The organism is Microbispora siamensis, assembly GCF_016863095.1.
GTDB lineage: Bacteria > Actinomycetota > Actinomycetes > Streptosporangiales > Streptosporangiaceae > Microbispora > Microbispora siamensis.
Map to the genome: position 1 here is coordinate 1 of NZ_BOOF01000008.1, position 19,100 is coordinate 19,100.

Here is a 19,100-nt window from a genome sequence, read left to right on the forward strand (position 1 = left end):
CCCCCGAGCGGCGGCGGTGGCCAGATCAAGAGCGTCGCCTCCGGCCGCTGCCTGGACGTGCCGAACGCCAGTACCACCGACGGCACCCAGGTGCAGCTGTGGGACTGCAACGGCCAGAGCAACCAGCAGTGGAGTTACACCTCCGCGCAGGAGCTGCGGGTCTACGGCAACAAGTGCCTGGACGCCGCGGGCACCGGCAACGGCGCCAAGGTCCAGATCTACAGCTGCTGGGGTGGCGACAACCAGAAGTGGCGCCTCAACTCGGACGGGACCATCGTCGGCGTACAGTCGAACCTGTGCCTGGACGCCGTCGGCGCGGGCACGAGCAACGGCACCCAGATCCAGCTGTACTCCTGCTGGGGTGGCAACAACCAGAAGTGGACGCGGAGCTGACGCCCGGGGCCGCGATCCCCGCCTGCTGATTCTTCCTTTCGGTGAGGAAGCTCCGGTGCGGCGGCGTCCGCCGTACCGGAGCGTTCCCTGACGGGCCACGTGCCGATCCCGGTGAAAGGCTCTGGGAACTGCCCGCGCGGGTAGCGGGGCCTTCCCAGCCGGGCCGGCTCATACCACGATGGGCCGCAGCAGTTGCCGATGAGAAACAGTCGTCGACTCGTGAAGGCACACACTGATGCGACTTGTTCGTGGTTACCTCCCCGATCACACCGGCGCTCCGGGCCCCGCGCGCTGGGCCGTCCGCGACGAGGAGGGCGACCGCCTGCTCCCCGAGGACTTCTCGCTCGGGGAGGCGCTGTCGTCCGGCCTCGGCCACTTCCGCCGGTCCCTCGCGGCGGCGGCCGGTGAGGCCGTGACGCTGGCCTCGCTCGCGGCCCCCGTGGACCGCTGGACGGAGGTCTGGGCCGCCGGGGTCACCTACCGCAGATCTCGGGAGGCGCGCAGAGAGGAGAGCCGCGCCCCCGACGTCTACGAGATGGTGTACGACGCTCCCCGCCCCGAACTGTTCTTCAAGTCGCTCGGCTGGCGGGTGCGCGGGCACGGGCAGGCGATCGCCGTACGGCCCGACTCGTCGTGGAACGTCCCGGAGCCGGAGCTGGCCGTGGTCGTCTGCGCCAACGGGGAGATCGCCGGGTACACCATCTGCGACGACGTGAGCTCCCGTTCCATCGAGGGCGAGAACCCGCTGTACCTCCCGCAGGCGAAGGTCTACCTCGGCGGAACCGCCCTGGGGCCGGGCATCCGCCCCGCCTGGGAGGTCCCGGACCCCTACGCCCTCGGCATCCGTCTCGGTATCTCGCGCGGCTCCCGGGAGATCTGGGCGGGTTCGGCGAGCACCGGCCTGCTCCACCGGCGCATCGACGACCTGGTGGAGCATCTCCTGCGCGCCGACCGCTATCCCTACGGGGTGGTCCTGGCCACCGGCACCTGCCTCGTGCCCGAGTCGGACTTCACGCTGACGCCAGGCGACGAGGTGCGCATCGAGATCGACGGCCTGGGCCGTCTGGTCACCCCCGTGGGCACGGTCGCGGACGTCGACGTGTGACGGGCCTCCCGGGGCTGCCGGCGGCCCCGCGAGGGATCACGGTCGCATGAGGGGAAGCGCTCACGTCGCGTCGCTCGCCTGCTCGCCGGGCGAGGCGGCGCTGTGCGCCGCTCGGGCGGCGACGATGGCGTCCGCATGGTCGCGGATCCAGGCCGTCAGACCTCGCAGTGGTTCGCTGATGCCCGCGCCGAGCGGCGTCAGCCGGTAACTCACCTGGGGTGGAGCGGAGGGCACGACGGTGCGGAGCACCAGGCCGTCCTGGGCGAGCGTGCGCAACGTCTGCGAGAGCATCTTCTCGCTGATCCCCTCGATCTTCTCGCGCAGCTCGAAGAACCGGAGCGGTCCGCCGGACAGCGCGCTCAGCACCAGTACGCCCCAGCGGCTCGTGACATGCTCCAGCACCATGCGGGCGGCGCAGCCGCTGTGAAACTCGTCACTCAACGGCTCCGCCTCCGCCCTGCGGCCTGGACCCCGACTTCGAGGTCATGAACTTACCTCAAGGTACGTCCTTACTGAAAGAAAGCCGGTCTTCTAACGTGACTCCTCGGGTCGAGGGGAGCGGGAAATGGAGAAGGTCGCACTCGTGACAGGTGCCGGTCGGGGGATCGGCGCCGCGGCAGCCCGGGAACTGGCGGCACGCGGATATCACGTGATCCTGAACTACCGTCGCGACGAGGCGGCGGTCAAAGCCGTGGCCGGCGCGATCGAAGAGGCCGGGGGAACCGCCGAGCCCGTCCGTGCCGATGTGACCGAGCCGCGGCAGGCGGAGGACTTGATCGCCGCCTGCCGTCGCCTCGACGTCCTGGTGTGCAACGCGAACATCCAACCGCCGTTCGCTGCGCTGGCCGAGATGACCTGGGAGGACTTCGCCGGGAAGGTCACCGGTGAACTCGCCGCCGTCTTCCACGTCAGCAAGCTCGCTCTCGCACTGATGCGAGAGCGGCGACGGGGCCGGATCGTGTACGTCTCCAGCGTCGCCGCCGGCCTCGTCCGGCCGGGAGGCGTCGCGCACACGTCGGCGAAGGCGGCGCTCGAGGCCTTCGCCCAGCAGGTGGCCGGGGAAGCCGGGCCGTACGGGATCACCGTCAACATCGTGGCCCCCGGCGCGGTCCGCACCGACGCCTCGGCAGGGCTTCGCACCCCTGAGGTCGAGGCCGCACTGGGCAGACGTTCGGTCCTGGGGCGGATGCTGGAGCCCGAGGACGTGGCCGCGGTGATCGCCGCTGTCGCGGACGGGGGCTTCCACGCCGTCACCGGGGCCCGCGTCACCGTGGACGCGGGACACGGCATCCTCATCGACCGATGAGGCCGTCAGCCGGGCGATCACCGGTCGCCGGCTCACGCCCTCACTGGCCGGTGGCGCCGTCGATCCGCTCGCGGAGCAGGTCGGCGTGCCCGTTGTGGCGCGCGTACTCGGCGATCATGCCCACGAGGATGCGGCGCAGTGAGACCGGCTGTCCGGTGGCGCGGTGGACGCCGGTCTCGTCCAGTGAGCGGGCGGCGGCCACGATCTCGCGGGAGCGCTCGCACTCCGCCCGCCACACGGCGAACGCCTCCTCGACGTCCCCGTCCAGATCCTCGAAGTCCTGGTCGGGGTCGTCGTCGGAGTAGTAGAGGAGCGGGACGTCCTCACCGGCGAACTGGATGCGGAACCACCACCGCTCCACGGCTGCGAGGTGTCGGAGGATCCCGTGGAGACTCAGCCCGGACGGCGGCACCCCCTTGTCCGACAGCCGTTCCTTGGGCACACCCGAGCACTTCAGCGCGAACGTCTCGCGGTGCCAGTCGAGGAAGGCCGTGAGGATCCCCTGCTCGTCGCCGACGAGGGGCAGGGCGGACCGGGAATCCTCGTCCCACGTCTTCGAGTAGTTCGCCTCGGGAATCTCGCTCATGGGCCCGATCCTGCCAGACGGCACCGACACTTCCGGCCGCCGCGATCCCGGCCGGTGCGGCGGCCGTCCGCGGCCGGGCCCGGTTTTGTCGGAGCGCGTGGCTACTGTGCGGCGCGTGAAGGAAAGGTGGGGCGGGGCCACGACCCGGAACACGGGCGACGCCGGGGCAGACCGCGCCCGAGCCGGCGCCGAGGGCGGTGGCCGGGCGGCGGCCAGGCGCACCCAGGCAGAGCAGCGGGAGAGCAGGGTCGCCGCGGGCCTGTCGGAGCTGGAGCGGTGGCTGGCCGACCAGATCGGGCAGGGGATCGCGCAGGCGCGCCAGACGGGGCCGGCCGACTGGGACGACCTCGCCAGGCGGCTGGTCGACGCGCAGACCCCGGGCGTGGCGGGGACGGTCACGCGGCTCTCGCGGGTGCTCGCCGCCGAGGACTGGCCGGGCCTTCTGCTCGCGGAGTACGCGCTGCTTCATCTGCTCGCGGTCGCCCATCGGCGCGCCGCCGCGCTGCCCGAGCCGTTGCGGCAGACCGTGCGGGCCCGGGTCGGCTTCCCCGTCACCAGGGAGTCCGTCCTGGCCACCCCGGCGGTGCCGGACCACTGGGATGTCGTCGGCTGCCGGGACGAGGAGCAGGACCGGCTGGTCGCCCGGCGCGTGTGGCTGGCGGGCCGCACGACGGGCCGCCTGGCGATGGTGCTGTCGTTCTCGCCGGTCGGGCAGCCGCTCGAGTCGTTTCCGCCGCCGGGCACGACGATCGACGCTGACCTGGCCTTCTACCCGGGTGCGTCGCCGCTGCGCGCCCTGGTGGCCGAGCGGCGGAACCTCGTCGACGCGGGCCCGCCACCGGGGACGAAGGTCTCCCAGGTGCCCGCGCTGATCGCGGAGGTGCTCGCGGCCGATCCCTGGACCGACTCCTGGCCGCTGGTGCTCGACGGGGCCGTCCCCTGCCCGGACGGCCTCGCGGACGACGAGGGGAACGCGCTGCCGCTGCATCCGTCCGCGGGCGTCCCGTGGCGGCTGCTGGCCGTCTCAGGCGGGCGGCCGGTGACGGTCGCCGCCGAGTGGACGCCGCGCGGGCTGCTCCCGCTGACGGCCTGGGACGAGGAGGGCGGGGTGGTGCGGTTATGACCCGGGCCGTTCCCGGCGGGTGGGAGGCCGGGCGGGTCACGTGGGAGGAACTGGTGTCCACCGCGCTGGTGGGCGCAGACCGCCGCGCCGTCCCGCCGGAGAGCCTGCTGGAGCGGGCGGCCGAGCAGGTGGTCCGGATGCGCGCGGGGCGGCGGCCGGGCAGAGGCGGGCCGCCGCCCCCGGCGGCGGCCGAGACGCTGCCGCTCGTGCCCCGCGCCGCCGCGGACCGGCTGGCCCGGATGCTCGCCGGTGAGCAGGGCAGGCTGCTGACCGAGTGGCTGGAGACGGCCGCCGCGCGGCGGGTGCGGGTTCCGGCCGAGATGATCCCCGGGCTGCTCGACCTCGGGGCGCGGGACCGGTCGATCCGTGCGTACCTTGGGGCGGTCACCGGGGCCCGGGGCCGCTGGCTCGCCGGTCTCAACTCCGCCTGGACGTACCTGCTGGCGGAGCCGGCGCACGTGCCGCCTGACGAGGTGTGGGAGCTCGGCACGAGCGGTGACAGGCGCGCCTTCCTGACCGCGTTGCGGCGCCGCGATCCGGCCGCCGCGCGGGAACTGCTGGAACGCGGCTGGAGCGCGGAGACGCCGGAGGACCGGGCCGTCTTCGTGACGATCCTCGCCGACGGCCTCGGCATGGCCGACGAGCCGTTCCTGGAGGCGGTGCTCGACGACCGGCGCCGCGAGGTGCGGCAGGCCGCCGCCGACCTCCTCACCCGCCTGCCGCGGTCGCGGCTGGCCCTCCGCATGACCGCACGGGCGCGCCGGTTCGTGACCGGGAGCGGCTCCGGGCTGCGGGCGGAGCCGCCATCGGCCTGCGACGGCGCGATGGAACGCGACGGGGTCAGGGCGCGGCCACCCGCCGGCATGGAGACGCGGGGCTGGTGGCTGCAGCAGGTGGTGGCGCACACGCCGCTGTCGTTCTGGCCGGGTCACCTCGGCATGCCGCCGGGCGAGATCGCGGCGGCCCGGATCGGCGACTGGGAGCGGGAGGTCCGCATGGGCTGGACCCGGGCCGCCATCCTGCAGCGGGACGCGACGTGGGCGCGCGCCCTGTTCGAGGCCGAGCCGCTGACCGACCTGCTGGCCGTGCTCCCGCCCGAGGAGCGGTCCCACCGGGCGGCCGAGCTGGTGGCGGGCCACCCGGTGGACGGCCAGATGGTCATGATGCTGGGCGGCGTGCCGCGGCCGTGGGGGCACCGGCTGGCCAGGGCCGTGCTCAAGAAGATCGTCGAGACCACGCGGAACCAGCCGTGGAACGCCGGCGAGCTGATCCGGCTGGCGGGGGAGCGGTTCGACCCCGCGATGCACGAGCACGCGGGGGAGGTCCCCGAACTGGCCGCGACCCTGCGATTCCGCTTCGACATGCTCAAGGAGCTTGCATGACCAGCGTTCTGCGCCCGCACGCGGAGGACCAGTTCGCCGACGAGCTGGCGATCCTCGCGAAGACCGACGACCGGCCGCGCCCGCCCGGCTGGCGGCTGTCGCCCTGGGCGGTCACGACCTACGTGCTGGGGGACGGCGGCCAGATCACGCCGAAGTACATCGGCCCGCGCAGGATCGTCGAGGTCGCGGTGGCGACGCTCGCCACCGACAGGGCGCTGCTGCTGCTCGGCGTGCCCGGCACGGCCAAGACCTGGCTGTCCGAGCACCTCGCCGCGGCGATCAGCGGCGACTCGACCCTGCTCGTGCAGGGCACGGCCGGCACGGCGGAGGAGGCCGTCCGCTACGGCTGGAACTACGCGCGGCTGCTGTCGGAGGGCCCTTCCCGCCGGGCGCTGACGCCGAGCCCGGTCATGCGCGCGATGGCGGAGGGACGGCTGGCCCGGGTCGAGGAGCTCACCCGCATGCCGTCCGACGTCCAGGACGCCCTGATCATGGTGCTGTCGGAGAAGACGCTGCCGATCCCGGAGCTGGGGGAGGAGGTGCAGGCGGCCAAGGGCTTCAACGTCATCGCCACCGCCAACGACCGCGACCGCGGGGTCAACGACCTGTCGAGCGCGCTGCGCAGGCGGTTCAACACCGTCGTGCTGCCGGTCCCCGCCACCACGGAGGAGGAGGTCGACATCGTGGCCCGGCGCGTGGCACAGCTCGGCCGCTCCCTGGAACTGCCCGAGACCGTGACCGGGCTGGAGGAGATCCGCCGCGTGGTGACGGTCTTCCGGGAACTGCGCGCGGGCGTGACCTCCGACGGGCGGACCAAGGTCAAGTCGCCCAGCGGCACGCTCAGCACGGCGGAGGCCATCTCGGTCGTCACCAGCGGGATCGTGCTCGCCGCCCACTTCGGGGACGGCGTGCTGCGCCCGGCCGACGTCGCGGGCGGCATCGTGGGGGCGGTGGTCCAGGATCCGGTGTCCGACCGCGTGGTCTGGCAGGAGTACCTGGAGACGGTCGTCCGCGACCGCGACGACTGGCGCGACTTCTACCGGGCCTGCCGCGATGCCGGCTGAGATCGCCGCCGGCGCCTCGTCCGGCCCGGGGGTGCCGGAGGTCCCCATGCCGGAAGTGTGGGTGCTGGGGGTGCGGCACCACGGGCCGGGATCGGCCAGGGCCGTGCGTGACGAGCTGAACCGGATCCGGCCCGACCTGGTGCTCGTCGAGGGCCCGCCCGAGGCCGACGGCCTGGTGGCGCTCGCCGCCGACCCCGGCATGCGCCCGCCCGTCGCGCTGCTGGCGTACGTGCCGGGGGAGCCGTCGCGGGCCGCATTCTGGCCGTTCGCGGAGTTCTCGCCGGAGTGGCAGGCGATCGCCTACGCCGCCCGGGCGGGCGTCGAGGCGCGGTTCTGCGACCTGCCCGCGGCGCACGGTCTCGCGCTGGACGCCGACCCCGCACGCCGCGATCCCATCGGCGAGCTGGCCCGCGCGGCGGGGTACGACGACCCGGAGCGGTGGTGGGAGGACCTGGTCGAGCACCGGGGCGAGGCCGGGACGCTCGACGTGGTCGCCGAGGCGATGCGGGCCGTACGCGAGGGGCACGTCGCGGAGGGCGTCGAGGCCCGGCGCGAGGCGTACATGCGCAGGACGCTGCGGAAGGCGGCGCGGGAGGGCTTCGCCCGGATCGCGGTGGTCTGCGGGGCCTGGCACCTGCCCGCGCTGACTCCGCTGGCGCTGACTCCGCCCAGGCCGTCCCTGTCCGGCGGCCGCGTCCGCGGGAGCGGCCTGCCCGCCGGGTCCGGCCGGGACGCGCCGGACGGGCCCGGCAGCCCGCCCTCGGCGGCGGAGGACGAGCGGCTGCTGCGCGGCCTGCCCAAGGTCAGGGTCGAGATGACATGGGTGCCGTGGACCCACGGACGGCTCGCGGCGGGCGCTGGCTACGGCGCGGGCGTCGCCGCGCCGGGGTGGTACGAGCACCTGTTCACGGCGCCCGATCGCCCGGTGGAGCGCTGGCTCGCCCGTGCCGCCGCGATCCTGCGGGAGGAGGACCTGCCCGTCTCCTCCGCGCACGTCATCGAGGCCGTACGGCTGGCCGAGGGACTGGCGGCGCTGCGCGGCAGGCCGCTCGCCGGGCTGTCGGAGGTCACCGAGGCGGTCAGGGCGGTGCTGTGCGGCGGCGACGAACTGCCGGTCGAGCTGGTGCAGCGGCGGATGGTCGTGGGGGAGCGGCTCGGGCAGGTGCCGGACGCCACACCGATGGTGCCGCTGCGGCGGGACCTGCGCGACGAGCAGCGGCGGCTGCGCATGAAACCGGAGGCCATGGCGGGGGAGCACGACCTCGACCTGCGCAGGCCGCTCGACCTCGGCCGCAGCCGGCTGCTGCACCGGCTCGCCCTGCTGGAGGTGCCCTGGGGAACGCGGCGGCGGGCCCGGACCAAGGGGACGTTCAAGGAGTCCTGGTCGCTGGAGTGGCGCCCCGAGCTCGACGTGGCCCTCATCGAGGCCGCCGTGTGGGGGATCACGGTCGAGGCGGCGGCGACGGCCCGCGTACGCGACCTCGCGGGCGGCGCGGGCCTGCCCGAGCTGGCGGTGCTGGTCGAGCGCTGCCTGCTCGCCCACCTGCCGGACGCGCTGCCGTACGTCCTGGGGCGCATCGAGGACCGGGCGGCGCTCGACGGCGAGGTGCGCCACCTCATGGGCGCGCTGCCCGCGCTCGTGCGGGCCCGCCGCTACGGGGACGTGCGCGGCACCGAGGGCCTCGCCGGCGTCACCGAGTCGATGCTCGCGCGGATCTGCGCCGGCCTGTCCCCCGCCCTCACGGGACTGGACGAGGACGCGGCGCGCGAGATGGCGGCGCTGATGGACGGCGTCCACACCGCGGCCGGGTTGATGGGGAGCGGCCGGTGGCTCACGACGCTGGCCGGGATCGCCCGGCGCGACGACCTGCCGGGGCTGCTCGACGGCCGGATCGTGCGGATCCTGTTCGACGCCGAGGCCCTGGAGGACGACGTGGCCGCCCGCATGGCGCGGTCGATGTCGCCCGGCAACCCCCCGGCCCGGTCGGCGGCCTGGATGGAGGGCTTCCTGTCCGGGGGCGGCCTGCTGCTCGTCCACGACCCGCGCCTGCTCGCCACCGTGGACGCCTGGCTCACCGGCCTGTCACCCGAGGCGTTCGTGGACGTGCTGCCGCTGCTGCGGCGCACGTTCGGGGCGTTCCCGGCGCCGGAGCGGCGGATGCTCGGCCGGCGGGTCCGCTCCGGTGCCGCACTCCGTTCCTCCGCACCGGGCTCCTCGGAAGCGGGCGGCGCCGAGGGGGCGGACTGCGACGACGGGCTGGCGGCGGGGGCCGTGCGGACCGTGCGCGCGATCCTGGGACGCGAGACGGGAGGGAGACCCTGATGGACGGCGAGGACGAGCGGCTGCGCCGCTGGCGGCTGGTGCTGGGCGGCACCGCCGAGGGGACGCTGGACGGAGCGGACGCCCGGATGGACGCCGCCCTCACGGCCCTCTACGACGACGGGCAGGAACGGCGCGGCGCCGGCCTCGGCGCGTCCGCGCCGCGAGTGGCCCGATGGCTGGGGGACATCAGGGAGTACTTCCCCGCCGGCGTCGTGCAGGTCATGCAGAAGGACGCCATCGAGCGGCTCGACCTGACCCGGCTGCTGCTTGAGCCCGAGATGCTGGAGGCCGTCGAGCCCGACGTGCACCTGGTGGGCACGCTGCTGTCGCTGAGCCGGTTGATGCCGGAGCGGGCCCTCGAGTCGGCCAGGGCCGTCGTCCGCACGGTCGTGCGTGACCTGGAGGCGCGGCTGACGCGGCGCACCCTGACGGCCGTCAGCGGCGCGCTCGACCGCTCGGCCAGGACCCACCGGCCCAGGAGGGCGGCCGAGGTCGACTGGGACCGTACGATCCGGGCGAACCTGCGTAACTATCTCCCCGAGCGGAAGACCGTCGTGCCCTCCAGGCTGGTCGGATACGCCCGCGGACAGCGGGCCGTGCAGCGGGAGGTCGTGCTGGCCGTCGACCAGAGCGGCTCGATGGCCGCTTCAGTGGTGTACGCGGGCGTCTTCGCCGCGGTGCTCGCCTCGATGCGTTCGCTCAAGACCTCGTTCGTGGCCTTCGACACGGCCGTGGCCGACCTGACCGACCGGCTGCGCGATCCCGTCGAGGTGCTGTTCGGCACCCAGCTCGGCGGCGGCACCGACATCAACCGGGCCGTGGCCTACTGCCAGAACCTCGTCACCCGCCCGGCCGACACGATCTTCCTGTTGATCAGCGACCTGTACGAGGGCGGGCCGCGGGAGGAGATGCTGCGCAGGATCGCCGCGATGACGGCCTCCGGGGTCCAGGTGATCGTGCTGCTCGCACTGTCGGACGAGGGGGCGCCGCGGTACGACCACGACAACGCGGCGGCGCTGGCCGCGATGGGTGTCCCGGCCTTCGCCTGCACACCGGACGCCTTTCCCGGCCTCATGGCGGCCGCCATCGAGCGCCGGTCCTACGACCAAGGTCGCATTTCCGTGTCAGGACGGTGATTTGTAATGTCCGTATCATGTCTTCGGTAATGACCGCCCCAGCCGTCTTCAGCCAGCGATACCGCGCCCTGAGCGTCGGGATGGTGGCCCTGGTGATGCTCGTGGCGTTCGAATATCTCGCGGTGGCCACCGCGATGCCCTTGATCGGCCGGGAGCTGAACGGCTACCATCTGTACGGCCTGGCGTTCAGCGGCGGCATGGCGGCCAACGTCATCGCCACGGTGGTCGGCGGGCGCTGGAGTGACGCACGGGGGCCGTTCCCCGCCCTGTGGACGGGAGTGGCGGGGTTCGTCGCCGGACTGGCCGTTTCCGGGTTCGCTCCCGCCATGGAGGTCTTCCTCGTCGGCCGATTCCTCCAGGGACTCGGCGGCGGCCTGTTCAACGTGGCGCTGTACGTCCTCGTCGCCCAGGCGTACCCCTCCGCCATGCACCCGCGGGTGTTCTCCGCGCTGGCCGCGGCGTGGGTGCTGCCGTCCGTGGTCGGCCCGGCCGTCACCGGCTTCGTGGCGGAGACGTGGAGCTGGCGCTGGATCTTCCTGGGCGTGGCGGTGCTGTCGGTCCCCGCCGCGCTGATCATGTGGCGCGGCCTGCCCGCGACGGCCGGGCAGCCGAGGGAGGCGATGGGCCGGGCCTTCCTGCCCAGGTTCGCCTGGGGCGTGTGCGCAGCGATCGGCGCGGCCCTGCTGCAGTACGGCAGCGGCGCGGCGGCCGCGGGCATCCCCCTGGTCGTGGCCGGGCTGGCGGTGCTCGCGCTGACGCTGCCGAGGCTGCTGCCCAAGGGGACGCTGCGCGCCGCCCGGGGCCTGCCCACCGTGGTCGCGCTGCGCGGCCTGGGCGCCGGGTCGTTCTTCGCCGCCGAGGTGTTCGTCCCGCTGATGCTGGTCCAGGAGCGGGGGCTGAACGCCGCCGAGGCCGGTCTCGCGCTCACCGGGGGGTCGCTCGCCTGGTCGCTCGGCTCGTGGATCCAGGGCCGCAGGCCGCACGCGCGGGCGCTGACCATCCGCCTCGGCGCGACGCTGATCGCCGCCGGGATCTGCGTCACCGCGTTCGCCGTCATCCCCAGCGCGCCCGTCCTCGTCGTGTTCGCGGGCTGGGTGGTGGCCGGGCTCGGCATCGGCATGGTCTTCCCGACGTTGTCGGTGCTGGTCCTGGAGCTGTCGGCGCCGGGGGAGGAGGGCCGCAACAGCGCGTCGCTGAGCGTCGGCGAGTCGGTCTTCTCGGTCGTGGCCGTCTCGGTCACCGGCGCGCTGCTCGCCGCGTACGGAGGCCTGCCGTGGGTCTACCTGACGTGCCTGGGCCTGCTCGTCGTCATGGCGGGCACGGCCACGCTCGTGGGCGGCCGTTTCGAGCACCGGCGCGAAGCGGGCACCATGGAGGTCTAGGGAATCCCGGAAATCCCGCCATGGAGCAGGCCGGCCGGGCGCAGCGCACCCGAGGCGCCGCCGGGACGGCCTCGGGCGGGATCCGGGGGAAGAAGCGAGGGGATCCGAGTGCCGCGAGTCCGGGAGCTGGAGGTCTTCAGGATGACCCTGCCGTACGGCAGGCGTCCGGAGACCGTCCTGATAAAGATCACGGACTACGGCGGCATGGTCGGCTGGGGCGAGGCCGTCGACCCCGCCGAGGCCGGGCCGCTGGAGCGGGCCCTGCCCGCGCTCATCGGCCTCGACTGGGAGCACCCGTCGGAGCTGGGGGAGATCCCCGGCGGCGCGGCTGGCGACATGGCCTGCTGGGACCTGTGGGGGCGCATGAACGGTGTCCCGCTCGCCCACGCCCTCGGCGGCAGCCGCACGTCGCTGATCGCGACCGTCAGGCTGACGGCGGACCGCTCGCTGGAGAGCATGGTCGCCCGGGTGAACCGGCACGTCTGCGCGGGCTACGGGCACGTGACCTTGGACGTCCACCCCGGCTGGGACGTCGAGCCGCTGCGCGCCGTGCGCGCCGCCTACCCCGGCCTGGCCATCGCGGTGGACGGGCGCGGCGCCTACACGGAGATCGCGCAGCTGGAGGCGCTGGACGCCTACGGGGTGGTGGCCATCGAACGCCCCTTCAAGGACCTGCTGACCAGCGCCGACCTGCAGGACCGGGTGTCCGCCGCGGTCGCGGTCGAGGTGACCTCCGTGGCCGAGCTCGACGAGGCGGTGAGCCTCAAGGCGGGCCGGGCGATGCTGCTGCGGCCCGCGAAGTTCGGCTCGCTCGGCGCCGTACGGCTCGCGCACGACCGCGCGGTGGAGGCCGGGTGGGACATCGTCTGCGCCGGCGGCCTCGGCGCGGGGCTGGCCCGGGCCGCGACGGTCGCGGTCGCAAGCCTGCCCGGCTGCTCCCTGCCCAGCGACGTGGCCGAGCCGCCGCGCAGCGCCCAGGTGGTGCTCCCGCCGGTCGGCGCGTCCGGCGGGGTCGTCGCCGTGCCGTTGACCCAGCCCGGTCTCGGGCACACCGTGGACGAGGACCGGGTGCGCCGCATGGCCCGCGAGTCGTTCCACGTCTGATCCGCGAGCCGGCGGCTTCCGACCGGCCTCGGGCCGCAATCGGATCCGCCGGCCTCGAACGGGAGGCGCTCACCCGCGCTCACCGAACGGGCGACCTCACACGAGGCTGAGGTTGACCAGCACACGGCCGTTCAGCGGTGCGCGGCCGGTTCGAGCACGGCGTACATCGCGTCGTAGTCGGTGAGGCTCAGGATCACCAGGTCGCCGCCATCGAGCACGGTGAACAGGAGTTCGCGGCGCTCCTCCGGGCGGCGCTGGACGCCGAGGAGAACGGCCGCGGCCGTCGAAGGCTGCGCCCGGCGGCTCGCCACCGCGCTGCGGGAGTCCGGCTGGATCGACGGTTGCCCCGTCACGGCGGCGGCGCTGGAGACGCTGGGCACGGACTCCGAGATCCAGCGGGTGTGCGCCTCGGCGCTGCGCGGCTGGGAGCGGCTGGTGTACGACAAGCTGCTCAACGCGGGCTTCCGCGAGGAGGACGTCAGCTGGCCCGCCTGGTCGGGTCGTACGACACGGGCGTCGCGGGACGCCGGGACGGGGAGCGGGGCTGAGCCCGCGCCCGGCGTGCGGCGTGTCCCCGCCCGTACGCGCCGGGCGCTCAGCGCGCCATCGCCGTGTGCGGCGCCCCGCAGCCGTCGTCGATCGGGCTCGGTGCCCCCGGCGTCGGGAGCACGGGCGCGGGGGAGGGCGTCGGGAGGTGCCGGCGCCGGCGCGGCTCCGCGACGGGTGGGGAGCCGGACGGCGTGGCGGAAGGGACGGCCTGGGCGTGGACCGAGGCGCGGATCGCCCTGGCCGTGAGCAGCCGGATCCGATCCCAGTCGGGATAGGCGGTGTTGATCAGGGGCGGCACGAACTGCAGGCTGGTGATCGCGGCGTGCTTGACCTTCCAGGCCAGCGGCACCAGGTGCTCCAGCATGGGCCGGGGCACGTCGGTGCTGATCATCCTGCGCGTGACCGCCGCGATCTCGGTGAACCGCGTCAGCACCGTGGCCGGGTCGGCCTGCGAGAGCAGGGCCCCCAGGACGCATCGCTGCCGGTGCATCCGGTCGAAGTCGTCGCTGAAGGTGCGGGAGCGGGCGTACCACAGCGCCTCGGCGCCGTTCAGCCGCCGGGTGCCCGACCTGACCACGCCCTCGTTGTGCAGGCCGTACACGATGTCGCGGTCCACCGTCACCACGAGCCCGCCGAGGGCGTCGATCATCTTCGCGAAGCCCCAGATGTTGACCAGCGCGTACCAGTCGATCCGCAGGCCCAGGATGTGGCCGACCGTCTCCTTGAGGACCTCGGCGCCCATGTGCCGCCGCCCGCCGAACAGCTCGGGGTGGTCGTCGGCGTACTGCCACACCGAGAACAGCAGGTCCTCGCGCCAGCCGGGGCGATACTCCGGAAGCTGGAAACCGAAGGGGAACTGCGCGGCCATGGGGCTGCCCGGAGGGAAGCGGACGTGCTCCAGGTTGCGGGGCAGGCCGAGCAGCACGGTGTTGCCGGTCCGCACGTCCACGCTGGCGACGTTGATGCTGTCTGTGCGCATCCCGATCCGGTTGTCGCCCCAGTCGCCGCCGAGCAGGAGCACGTTGACCCGGTCGCGGCCCGCCCACGGGTCGTCCTGGCGTACGGCGCCGCCCGCCTGGGCGGTCCCGCCCGGCGCGGCGAACAGCGAGTCGAGGGTCTGCTCGGACACGCGGACGTACCGGGCGGCGATCGCGAACGGCACCGCGACGACGACCGCGAGCACGCCCGCGACCAGCCCGGTGAGGACCTGCCCCCTGCGGGGCAGCCGCCCGGGCCGCAGGACGACGTACGACCGGATGACCAGCCAGAACCAGGCGACGGCACAGGCCGCGAACACCAGTGAGATCTGGCCCAGCCAGCCCAGCGCGCGTCCGGCGAGGCCGGCGTCCGCGCCGACGGCCACGCACGCGACGGCGACGACCGCGGTCAGGTAGCCGCCGAGCAGGAGCAGCCCGGTGCGCCACCGGCCCGCTCGCAGGTGCGCCGCGCCGGGCAGCACCGCCGACAGCGCCACCCAGCCGATGAGCGCGGCGGCTCCGAACGCCGGCCCGCCGCGACGCGTCGCCTGCGGGGCGCCGTTCCTGGGCGCCAGATCAGGGGTGACCACGCGTCAATTGAAGCGACACCGGCCGCAGAAAACCCGTGACCGGCCCGAGCCGGAGCAGTCCATACCGGCATTTGACCGAGGCTCGACCCGGGGCTCGACCTACCAGGGGAAGGCGAACAGGCCGTAGTAGGCGGCGGTCAGCAGCAGCAGCGCGGTCCCGCCGAGCACGCCGGCGAGCACGCTCTTCTGCCAGGGCGTCGGCTCCCAGCCGTCCCGCAGGCCGCCGGCCACCGCCGCGAACGTCGTGACCGTCTGCACGAGCATCACGATGGCGAGCAGGCGTACGACCAGCCATCCGGCCTGTACGGCGGGCCAGGCGCCGGCCTGGTTGACCGAGAACAGCACGATGAGCGTGATGAACGCCAGGACGGCGGCGAGCTCCCCGAGGCCGGTCCAGGCCATCCGGCGCAGCCGCCGCCGGATGGCGGGCCACAGCTGCACGCTGGCCTCCATCCTGGCCTGCAGCCGCAGGTCACGCCCGCGCAGCCGGACGACCATCTCGGTGACCGGCGCCGCGACGTACCCGACCGCGGCCAGGCAGAGCGTGAGCCACAGGATCGTGCTGTCCCCCCACCACGGCGCGGCCGGCACGTCGGCCGCCTCGAAGCGCTGCACCGGCGTCGCCCCCGCGATCGCCACCGAGGGCCTGGCCGTACCCGGCAGGTCCTTGATCCAGTTCGCCAGCGTGGGCAGGTAGTCGGCCGCGTACGGCCCGCCGCGGATTCGCATGGCGTGGTCGGCCCCGGCGAGGAAGCGGATCGTGTAGTCGGTGTTGCCGCCCTCGGCCAGGGCGCCGGTGAGCGTCTCGGTGCTCTCCACGAACGGGATGGACGGGTCGTCGGTGCCGTACAGCGCCAGGACGGGCTGGGTGATCCCGCGCAGGGCGGGCACCCCGTCGTACCGCAGGAAGTCGAAGCCGACCCCGCCCATCGCCCGGGTGAGCAGGTCGCGTACGCCGGTCGGGGCGTGCAGGCGCAGCAGCTGCTCGTTCAGCGCCCAGGCGACCTGGCGCAGCGGTGAGACGTTCGGAGAGGAGACCAGGACCACGAAGGCGGCCCGCGGGTCGCGCGCGGCGGCGATCGGCACGACCCAGCCGCCCTCGCTGACGCCCCACAGGCCGGCCCGCGCCGGGTCGACGTCGGGCCGCCCGCGCAGCACCCGCAGCATGCGCAGGGCGTCGTCGGCGAGCAGGCCGAAGTCGCGGCTGCGGAAGGAGTAGCCCACCGTCCGCTTGTCGTAGGCCAGCGTCACGATGCCCGCCTGGGCCAGCCACTCGGCCTGCTGGGTGAACTCGCCGCCGTCGCCAGAACCCGACCCCTGCACGAACACCATCGCGGGGTGGCGTCCCGGGGACAGGGGGGCCCTGATCGTCGCCTTCAGCGTCTCGTTCTTCGCCGGCACGAGCAGCGTCTCCGTACGGAACCGGTCGGGGCGGGCGACCGGCCGCACTTCGGCGGCGGGCTGGGGAGGTATGTCACGAAACTGGGGCGAAGCGGACAGGGGTGGGGGATCGAAGGCCGGCGGGGAGAGCAGATGGCCGACGGCGGCGAGCACCACCATCAGCACACCGGCGATCACCCCGAGAGTGCCCCGGCCGACGTTCATGAGGCCGCTCCCCCATGCGTACTCGTGATACCGAACCCAGGCTAAGTCATTACTCCCCCTTTGCGTCGTGCACCAGGGGGACGATTGAGGCCGCTTTTGTCGGCGGGACCTGTTAGCTTCCTGCGACATGCGTGTCCTGCACAGCTCCGACTGGCACCTCGGCCGGTCGTTCCACCGCGAGAGCCTGCTCGGCGCCCAGGCCGCGTTCGTCGACCACCTGGTCGAGACCGTGCGGAGCGAGCGGGTGGACGTCGTGGTGGTCTCCGGCGACGTCTACGACCGGGCCCTGCCTCCCGTCGACGCGGTCGCGTTGTGCAACGAGGCGCTGGCCAGGCTCAAGGCCCTCGGCGTGCACACCGTGCTGATCAGCGGCAACCACGACTCCGCCGTACGGCTGGGCTTCGGCGCCGACCTCATGGAGCGGGTGCACCTGCGCACCGACCCCGGCAGGGCCTGGGAGCCGGTCATGATCGGCGACGTGGCGTTCTTCGGCATCCCCTACCTCGAACCCGAGCTGGTCAGGGGGCCGTGGGAGCTGGCCGAGCGCAGTCACACCGCCGCCGTCACGTACGCGATGGACCGCGTGCGGGCGCATCCTGCGGCGCGCAAGGTCGTGCTCGCGCACGCGTTCGTCACCGGGGGAGAGGCCAGCGACAGCGAGCGCGACATCAGCGTCGGCGGGGTCTCGCACGTGCCGTTGAGCGCGTTCGCGGGGGTCGACTACGCGGCGCTGGGGCACCTGCACGGCCGTCAGGTGATGAGCGAGACGGTCCGCTACAGCGGCTCGCCGATCGCCTACTCCTTCTCCGAGGCCGGCCACACCAAGGGCTCCTGGCTGGCCGACCTCGACACGGGCCGCACGGAGTTCGTCCCCGCCCCGGTGCCCCGGCCGGTGAGCACGGTGCGCGGCCGCATCGACGACCTGCTGACCGACGGCCGCTTCGACCGCTACGAGGACCACTGGCTGCAGGTGACGCTGACCGATCCGGTGCGGCCGCGCGAGGCGATGGAACGCCTGCGCCGGCGCTTCCCGCACACCCTGGCGCTCGCCTTCGAGCCGGACGGTGTGACGGAGGGACCGGCGGGCCGGGCGAGGATCGCAGGCCGGGCCGAGATCGAGGTGGCGCTCGACTTCGTCCGCGAGGTCCGCGGTGAGCCCGCGGACGACGACGAACGGCGCCTGCTGCAGGAGGCGGTCGAGGCATGCCGCATCAAGGAGAGCGCATGAGCCGCCGGCCCGCCGCCCTCGCGGACGTGGCGGCCGGGCGGGCAGTGCCGGGGGCCGCGGTGCGAAAGCGTGGGCTCGGCCCGTGGACGAGTGAGGAGGTCCGGTGAGGCTGCATCGGCTGCGCCTGGTCGCGTTCGGCTCGTTCCCCGGGACGGAGGAGGTCGACTTCGACGCGCTCGGCGAGGCGGGCCTGTTCCTGATCCACGGGCCGACCGGCGCCGGCAAGACGACCGTGCTCGACGCCGTCTGCTACGCCCTGTACGGCAGGGTGCCCGGCCAGCGGGAGAGCGCCAGGAGCCTGCGCTGCGACCACGCGCCGCCCGACCGGGGGCCGTCGGTGACGCTGGAGCTGACGATCCGGGGCAGGCGGCTGCGCATCACCCGTTCGCCCGCCTGGATGCGGCCGAAGCTGAGGGGCTCCGGCCTGGTGGAGGAGAAGGCCAAGGCCCGGATCGAGGAGCTGACCGAGCCCGGCGGGCAGTGGATCGTGCGCAGCACCCGCAGCGACGAGGCCGGCGACTTCGTGAACACGCTGACCGGCATGACCGCCGCCCAGTTCTGCCAGGTCGCGATGCTGCCGCAGGGCGAGTTCGCGAAGTTCCTGCGGGCCGGCGGCGAGGAGCGGCGGGAGCTGCTGGAGCGGCTCTTCTCCGTTCGGGTGTTCGGCGACGTGGAGCGGTGGCTGGCCGACCACCGCACGCGCACCTGGCGGGAGGCGCAGGAGCTGGGCCAGCGGGTCGAGTCGGTGCTCGACCGCATGCGCGGCGCGGCGGGCGACGACCTGCTGCTGCCCGAGGACGCCGACGAGCCCGCCGCCTGGGCGGGGGAGGTGCTCGGCCTCGCCCGCGGCGCGCTCGCCGACGCGGTCGCGGCCGGCGCGGCGAGCCAGGAGGCGCTGCTGTCGGCCCGCGCCCGTCTGGAGGCGGGCCGGGCCCTGGCCGACCGGCAGCGCAGGCACGCCGCCGCCCTCGCCCGGCGGCAGGAGCTCGACGCGGCGGCGGACGAGCGGTCGGACCTGGAGGCGATGCTCGACGAGGCCGCACGGGCCGACCGGGTGGCGCCGCTGATCCGGCAGGCAGACCAGCGGGCGGAGGCCGCCGCCAAGGCGCGGCGGGTGGCCGCCGACGCCGTGATCCGCGCGCTTCCCGGCCTCGGGGCGGGGCCCGATACGGAACCGGGCGCGGTGTGGCAGGACGCCGACGCCGTATGGCAGGTGCGGGGACCTGACCCGGAGCGGTCGGACCCGG

General features: G+C 74.2%; 16 protein-coding genes and 1 pseudogene. 13 read left to right on the forward strand and 4 right to left on the reverse strand.

Translation table 11 applies throughout. From position 1 onward, the window contains the following. The coding region (locus tag Msi02_RS09895) for an RICIN domain-containing protein (RefSeq protein ID WP_204048070.1) at positions 1-393 on the forward strand (393 nt) is incomplete at its 5' end. A gap of 235 nt (positions 394-628) precedes the next feature. Then, positions 629-1,498, forward strand: a complete 870-nt coding sequence (locus Msi02_RS09900; RefSeq protein WP_204048071.1) for a fumarylacetoacetate hydrolase family protein — start codon at positions 629-631, stop codon at positions 1,496-1,498. A gap of 60 nt (positions 1,499-1,558) precedes the next feature. On the opposite strand, the gene Msi02_RS09905 is transcribed toward Msi02_RS09900, so the two are convergent. After that, complete coding sequence (locus Msi02_RS09905) at positions 1,559-1,939, reverse strand: winged helix-turn-helix transcriptional regulator (protein ID WP_239108262.1); 381 nt, start codon at positions 1,937-1,939, stop codon at positions 1,559-1,561. Positions 1,940-2,063: 124 nt separating this feature from the next. Between Msi02_RS09905 and Msi02_RS09910 the strand changes: the two genes are divergently transcribed. Then, positions 2,064-2,804, forward strand: coding sequence for an SDR family oxidoreductase (locus Msi02_RS09910; protein ID WP_204048072.1), 741 nt, complete (start codon positions 2,064-2,066; stop codon positions 2,802-2,804). A 40-nt stretch (positions 2,805-2,844) separates the two neighbouring features. On the opposite strand, the gene Msi02_RS09915 is transcribed toward Msi02_RS09910, so the two are convergent. Further along, positions 2,845-3,390, reverse strand: a complete 546-nt coding sequence (locus tag Msi02_RS09915) for a DinB family protein (protein WP_204048073.1) — start codon at positions 3,388-3,390, stop codon at positions 2,845-2,847. A gap of 115 nt (positions 3,391-3,505) precedes the next feature. Here Msi02_RS09915 and Msi02_RS09920 point away from each other — a divergent pair, with 115 nt between their 5' ends. From Msi02_RS09920 to Msi02_RS44465, 8 genes and pseudogenes are all read left to right on the forward strand, one after another. Next, positions 3,506-4,513, forward strand: a complete 1,008-nt coding sequence (locus Msi02_RS09920) for an SWIM zinc finger family protein (protein WP_204048074.1) — start codon at positions 3,506-3,508, stop codon at positions 4,511-4,513. Next, positions 4,510-5,895, forward strand: coding sequence for a DUF5691 domain-containing protein (locus Msi02_RS09925; protein WP_239108263.1), 1,386 nt, complete (start codon positions 4,510-4,512; stop codon positions 5,893-5,895). The genes Msi02_RS09920 and Msi02_RS09925 overlap by 4 nt, the downstream gene beginning before the upstream one ends. Further along, complete coding sequence (locus Msi02_RS09930) at positions 5,892-6,959, forward strand: ATP-binding protein (RefSeq protein WP_079317942.1); 1,068 nt, start codon at positions 5,892-5,894, stop codon at positions 6,957-6,959. Before Msi02_RS09925 ends, Msi02_RS09930 begins: the two co-directional genes overlap by 4 nt. Further along, complete coding sequence (locus Msi02_RS09935) at positions 6,949-9,282, forward strand: DUF5682 family protein (protein WP_373308256.1); 2,334 nt, start codon at positions 6,949-6,951, stop codon at positions 9,280-9,282. Before Msi02_RS09930 ends, Msi02_RS09935 begins: the two co-directional genes overlap by 11 nt. Then, the gene (locus Msi02_RS09940) at positions 9,282-10,418 is read left to right on the forward strand and encodes a VWA domain-containing protein (protein ID WP_204048075.1); all 1,137 of its coding nucleotides are present in this window, start codon (positions 9,282-9,284) and stop codon (positions 10,416-10,418) included. Before Msi02_RS09935 ends, Msi02_RS09940 begins: the two co-directional genes overlap by 1 nt. A gap of 29 nt (positions 10,419-10,447) precedes the next feature. After that, positions 10,448-11,800: an MFS transporter gene (locus tag Msi02_RS09945; RefSeq protein ID WP_239108264.1), complete on the forward strand. Its 1,353-nt coding sequence runs from the start codon at positions 10,448-10,450 to the stop codon at positions 11,798-11,800. A 108-nt stretch (positions 11,801-11,908) separates the two neighbouring features. After that, positions 11,909-12,904, forward strand: a complete 996-nt coding sequence (locus tag Msi02_RS09950; protein ID WP_079317896.1) for an enolase C-terminal domain-like protein — start codon at positions 11,909-11,911, stop codon at positions 12,902-12,904. Between the two features lie 219 nt (positions 12,905-13,123). Continuing rightward, positions 13,124-13,321, forward strand: a pseudogene (locus tag Msi02_RS44465) (LmrA/YxaF family transcription factor); the annotation flags it as partial. A 178-nt stretch (positions 13,322-13,499) separates the two neighbouring features. Here Msi02_RS44465 and Msi02_RS09960 read toward each other — a convergent pair. After that, the gene (locus Msi02_RS09960) at positions 13,500-15,020 is read right to left on the reverse strand and encodes an LCP family protein (RefSeq protein WP_204048078.1); all 1,521 of its coding nucleotides are present in this window, start codon (positions 15,018-15,020) and stop codon (positions 13,500-13,502) included. 99 nt (positions 15,021-15,119) lie between these two features. After that, positions 15,120-16,625, reverse strand: coding sequence for an alpha/beta hydrolase family protein (locus tag Msi02_RS09965; protein ID WP_204048079.1), 1,506 nt, complete (start codon positions 16,623-16,625; stop codon positions 15,120-15,122). 127 nt (positions 16,626-16,752) lie between these two features. Here Msi02_RS09965 and Msi02_RS09970 point away from each other — a divergent pair, with 127 nt between their 5' ends. Together Msi02_RS09970 and Msi02_RS09975 are read left to right on the forward strand one after the other, a co-directional pair. Continuing rightward, positions 16,753-17,853 (forward strand): exonuclease SbcCD subunit D, encoded by a 1,101-nt coding sequence (locus Msi02_RS09970; protein ID WP_204048080.1) that lies wholly within the window; start codon positions 16,753-16,755, stop codon positions 17,851-17,853. Positions 17,854-17,956: 103 nt separating this feature from the next. After that, positions 17,957-19,100: AAA family ATPase (locus Msi02_RS09975; RefSeq protein WP_204048081.1), on the forward strand; the 1,144-nt coding region annotated here is incomplete at its 3' end.

Coding starts and splice junctions, on each gene's coding strand:
- Msi02_RS09970 (WP_204048080.1), top strand. CDS start 16,753: ATGCGTGTCCTGCACAGCTCCGACTGGCACCTCGGCCGGTCGTTCCAC.
- Msi02_RS09935 (WP_373308256.1), top strand. CDS start 6,949: ATGCCGGCTGAGATCGCCGCCGGCGCCTCGTCCGGCCCGGGGGTGCCG.
- Msi02_RS09925 (WP_239108263.1), top strand. CDS start 4,510: ATGACCCGGGCCGTTCCCGGCGGGTGGGAGGCCGGGCGGGTCACGTGG.
- Msi02_RS09900 (WP_204048071.1), top strand. CDS start 629: ATGCGACTTGTTCGTGGTTACCTCCCCGATCACACCGGCGCTCCGGGC.
- Msi02_RS09910 (WP_204048072.1), top strand. CDS start 2,064: ATGGAGAAGGTCGCACTCGTGACAGGTGCCGGTCGGGGGATCGGCGCC.
- Msi02_RS09940 (WP_204048075.1), top strand. CDS start 9,282: ATGGACGGCGAGGACGAGCGGCTGCGCCGCTGGCGGCTGGTGCTGGGC.
- Msi02_RS09965 (WP_204048079.1), bottom strand. CDS start 16,625: ATGAACGTCGGCCGGGGCACTCTCGGGGTGATCGCCGGTGTGCTGATG.
- Msi02_RS09945 (WP_239108264.1), top strand. CDS start 10,448: ATGACCGCCCCAGCCGTCTTCAGCCAGCGATACCGCGCCCTGAGCGTC.
- Msi02_RS09915 (WP_204048073.1), bottom strand. CDS start 3,390: ATGAGCGAGATTCCCGAGGCGAACTACTCGAAGACGTGGGACGAGGAT.
- Msi02_RS09930 (WP_079317942.1), top strand. CDS start 5,892: ATGACCAGCGTTCTGCGCCCGCACGCGGAGGACCAGTTCGCCGACGAG.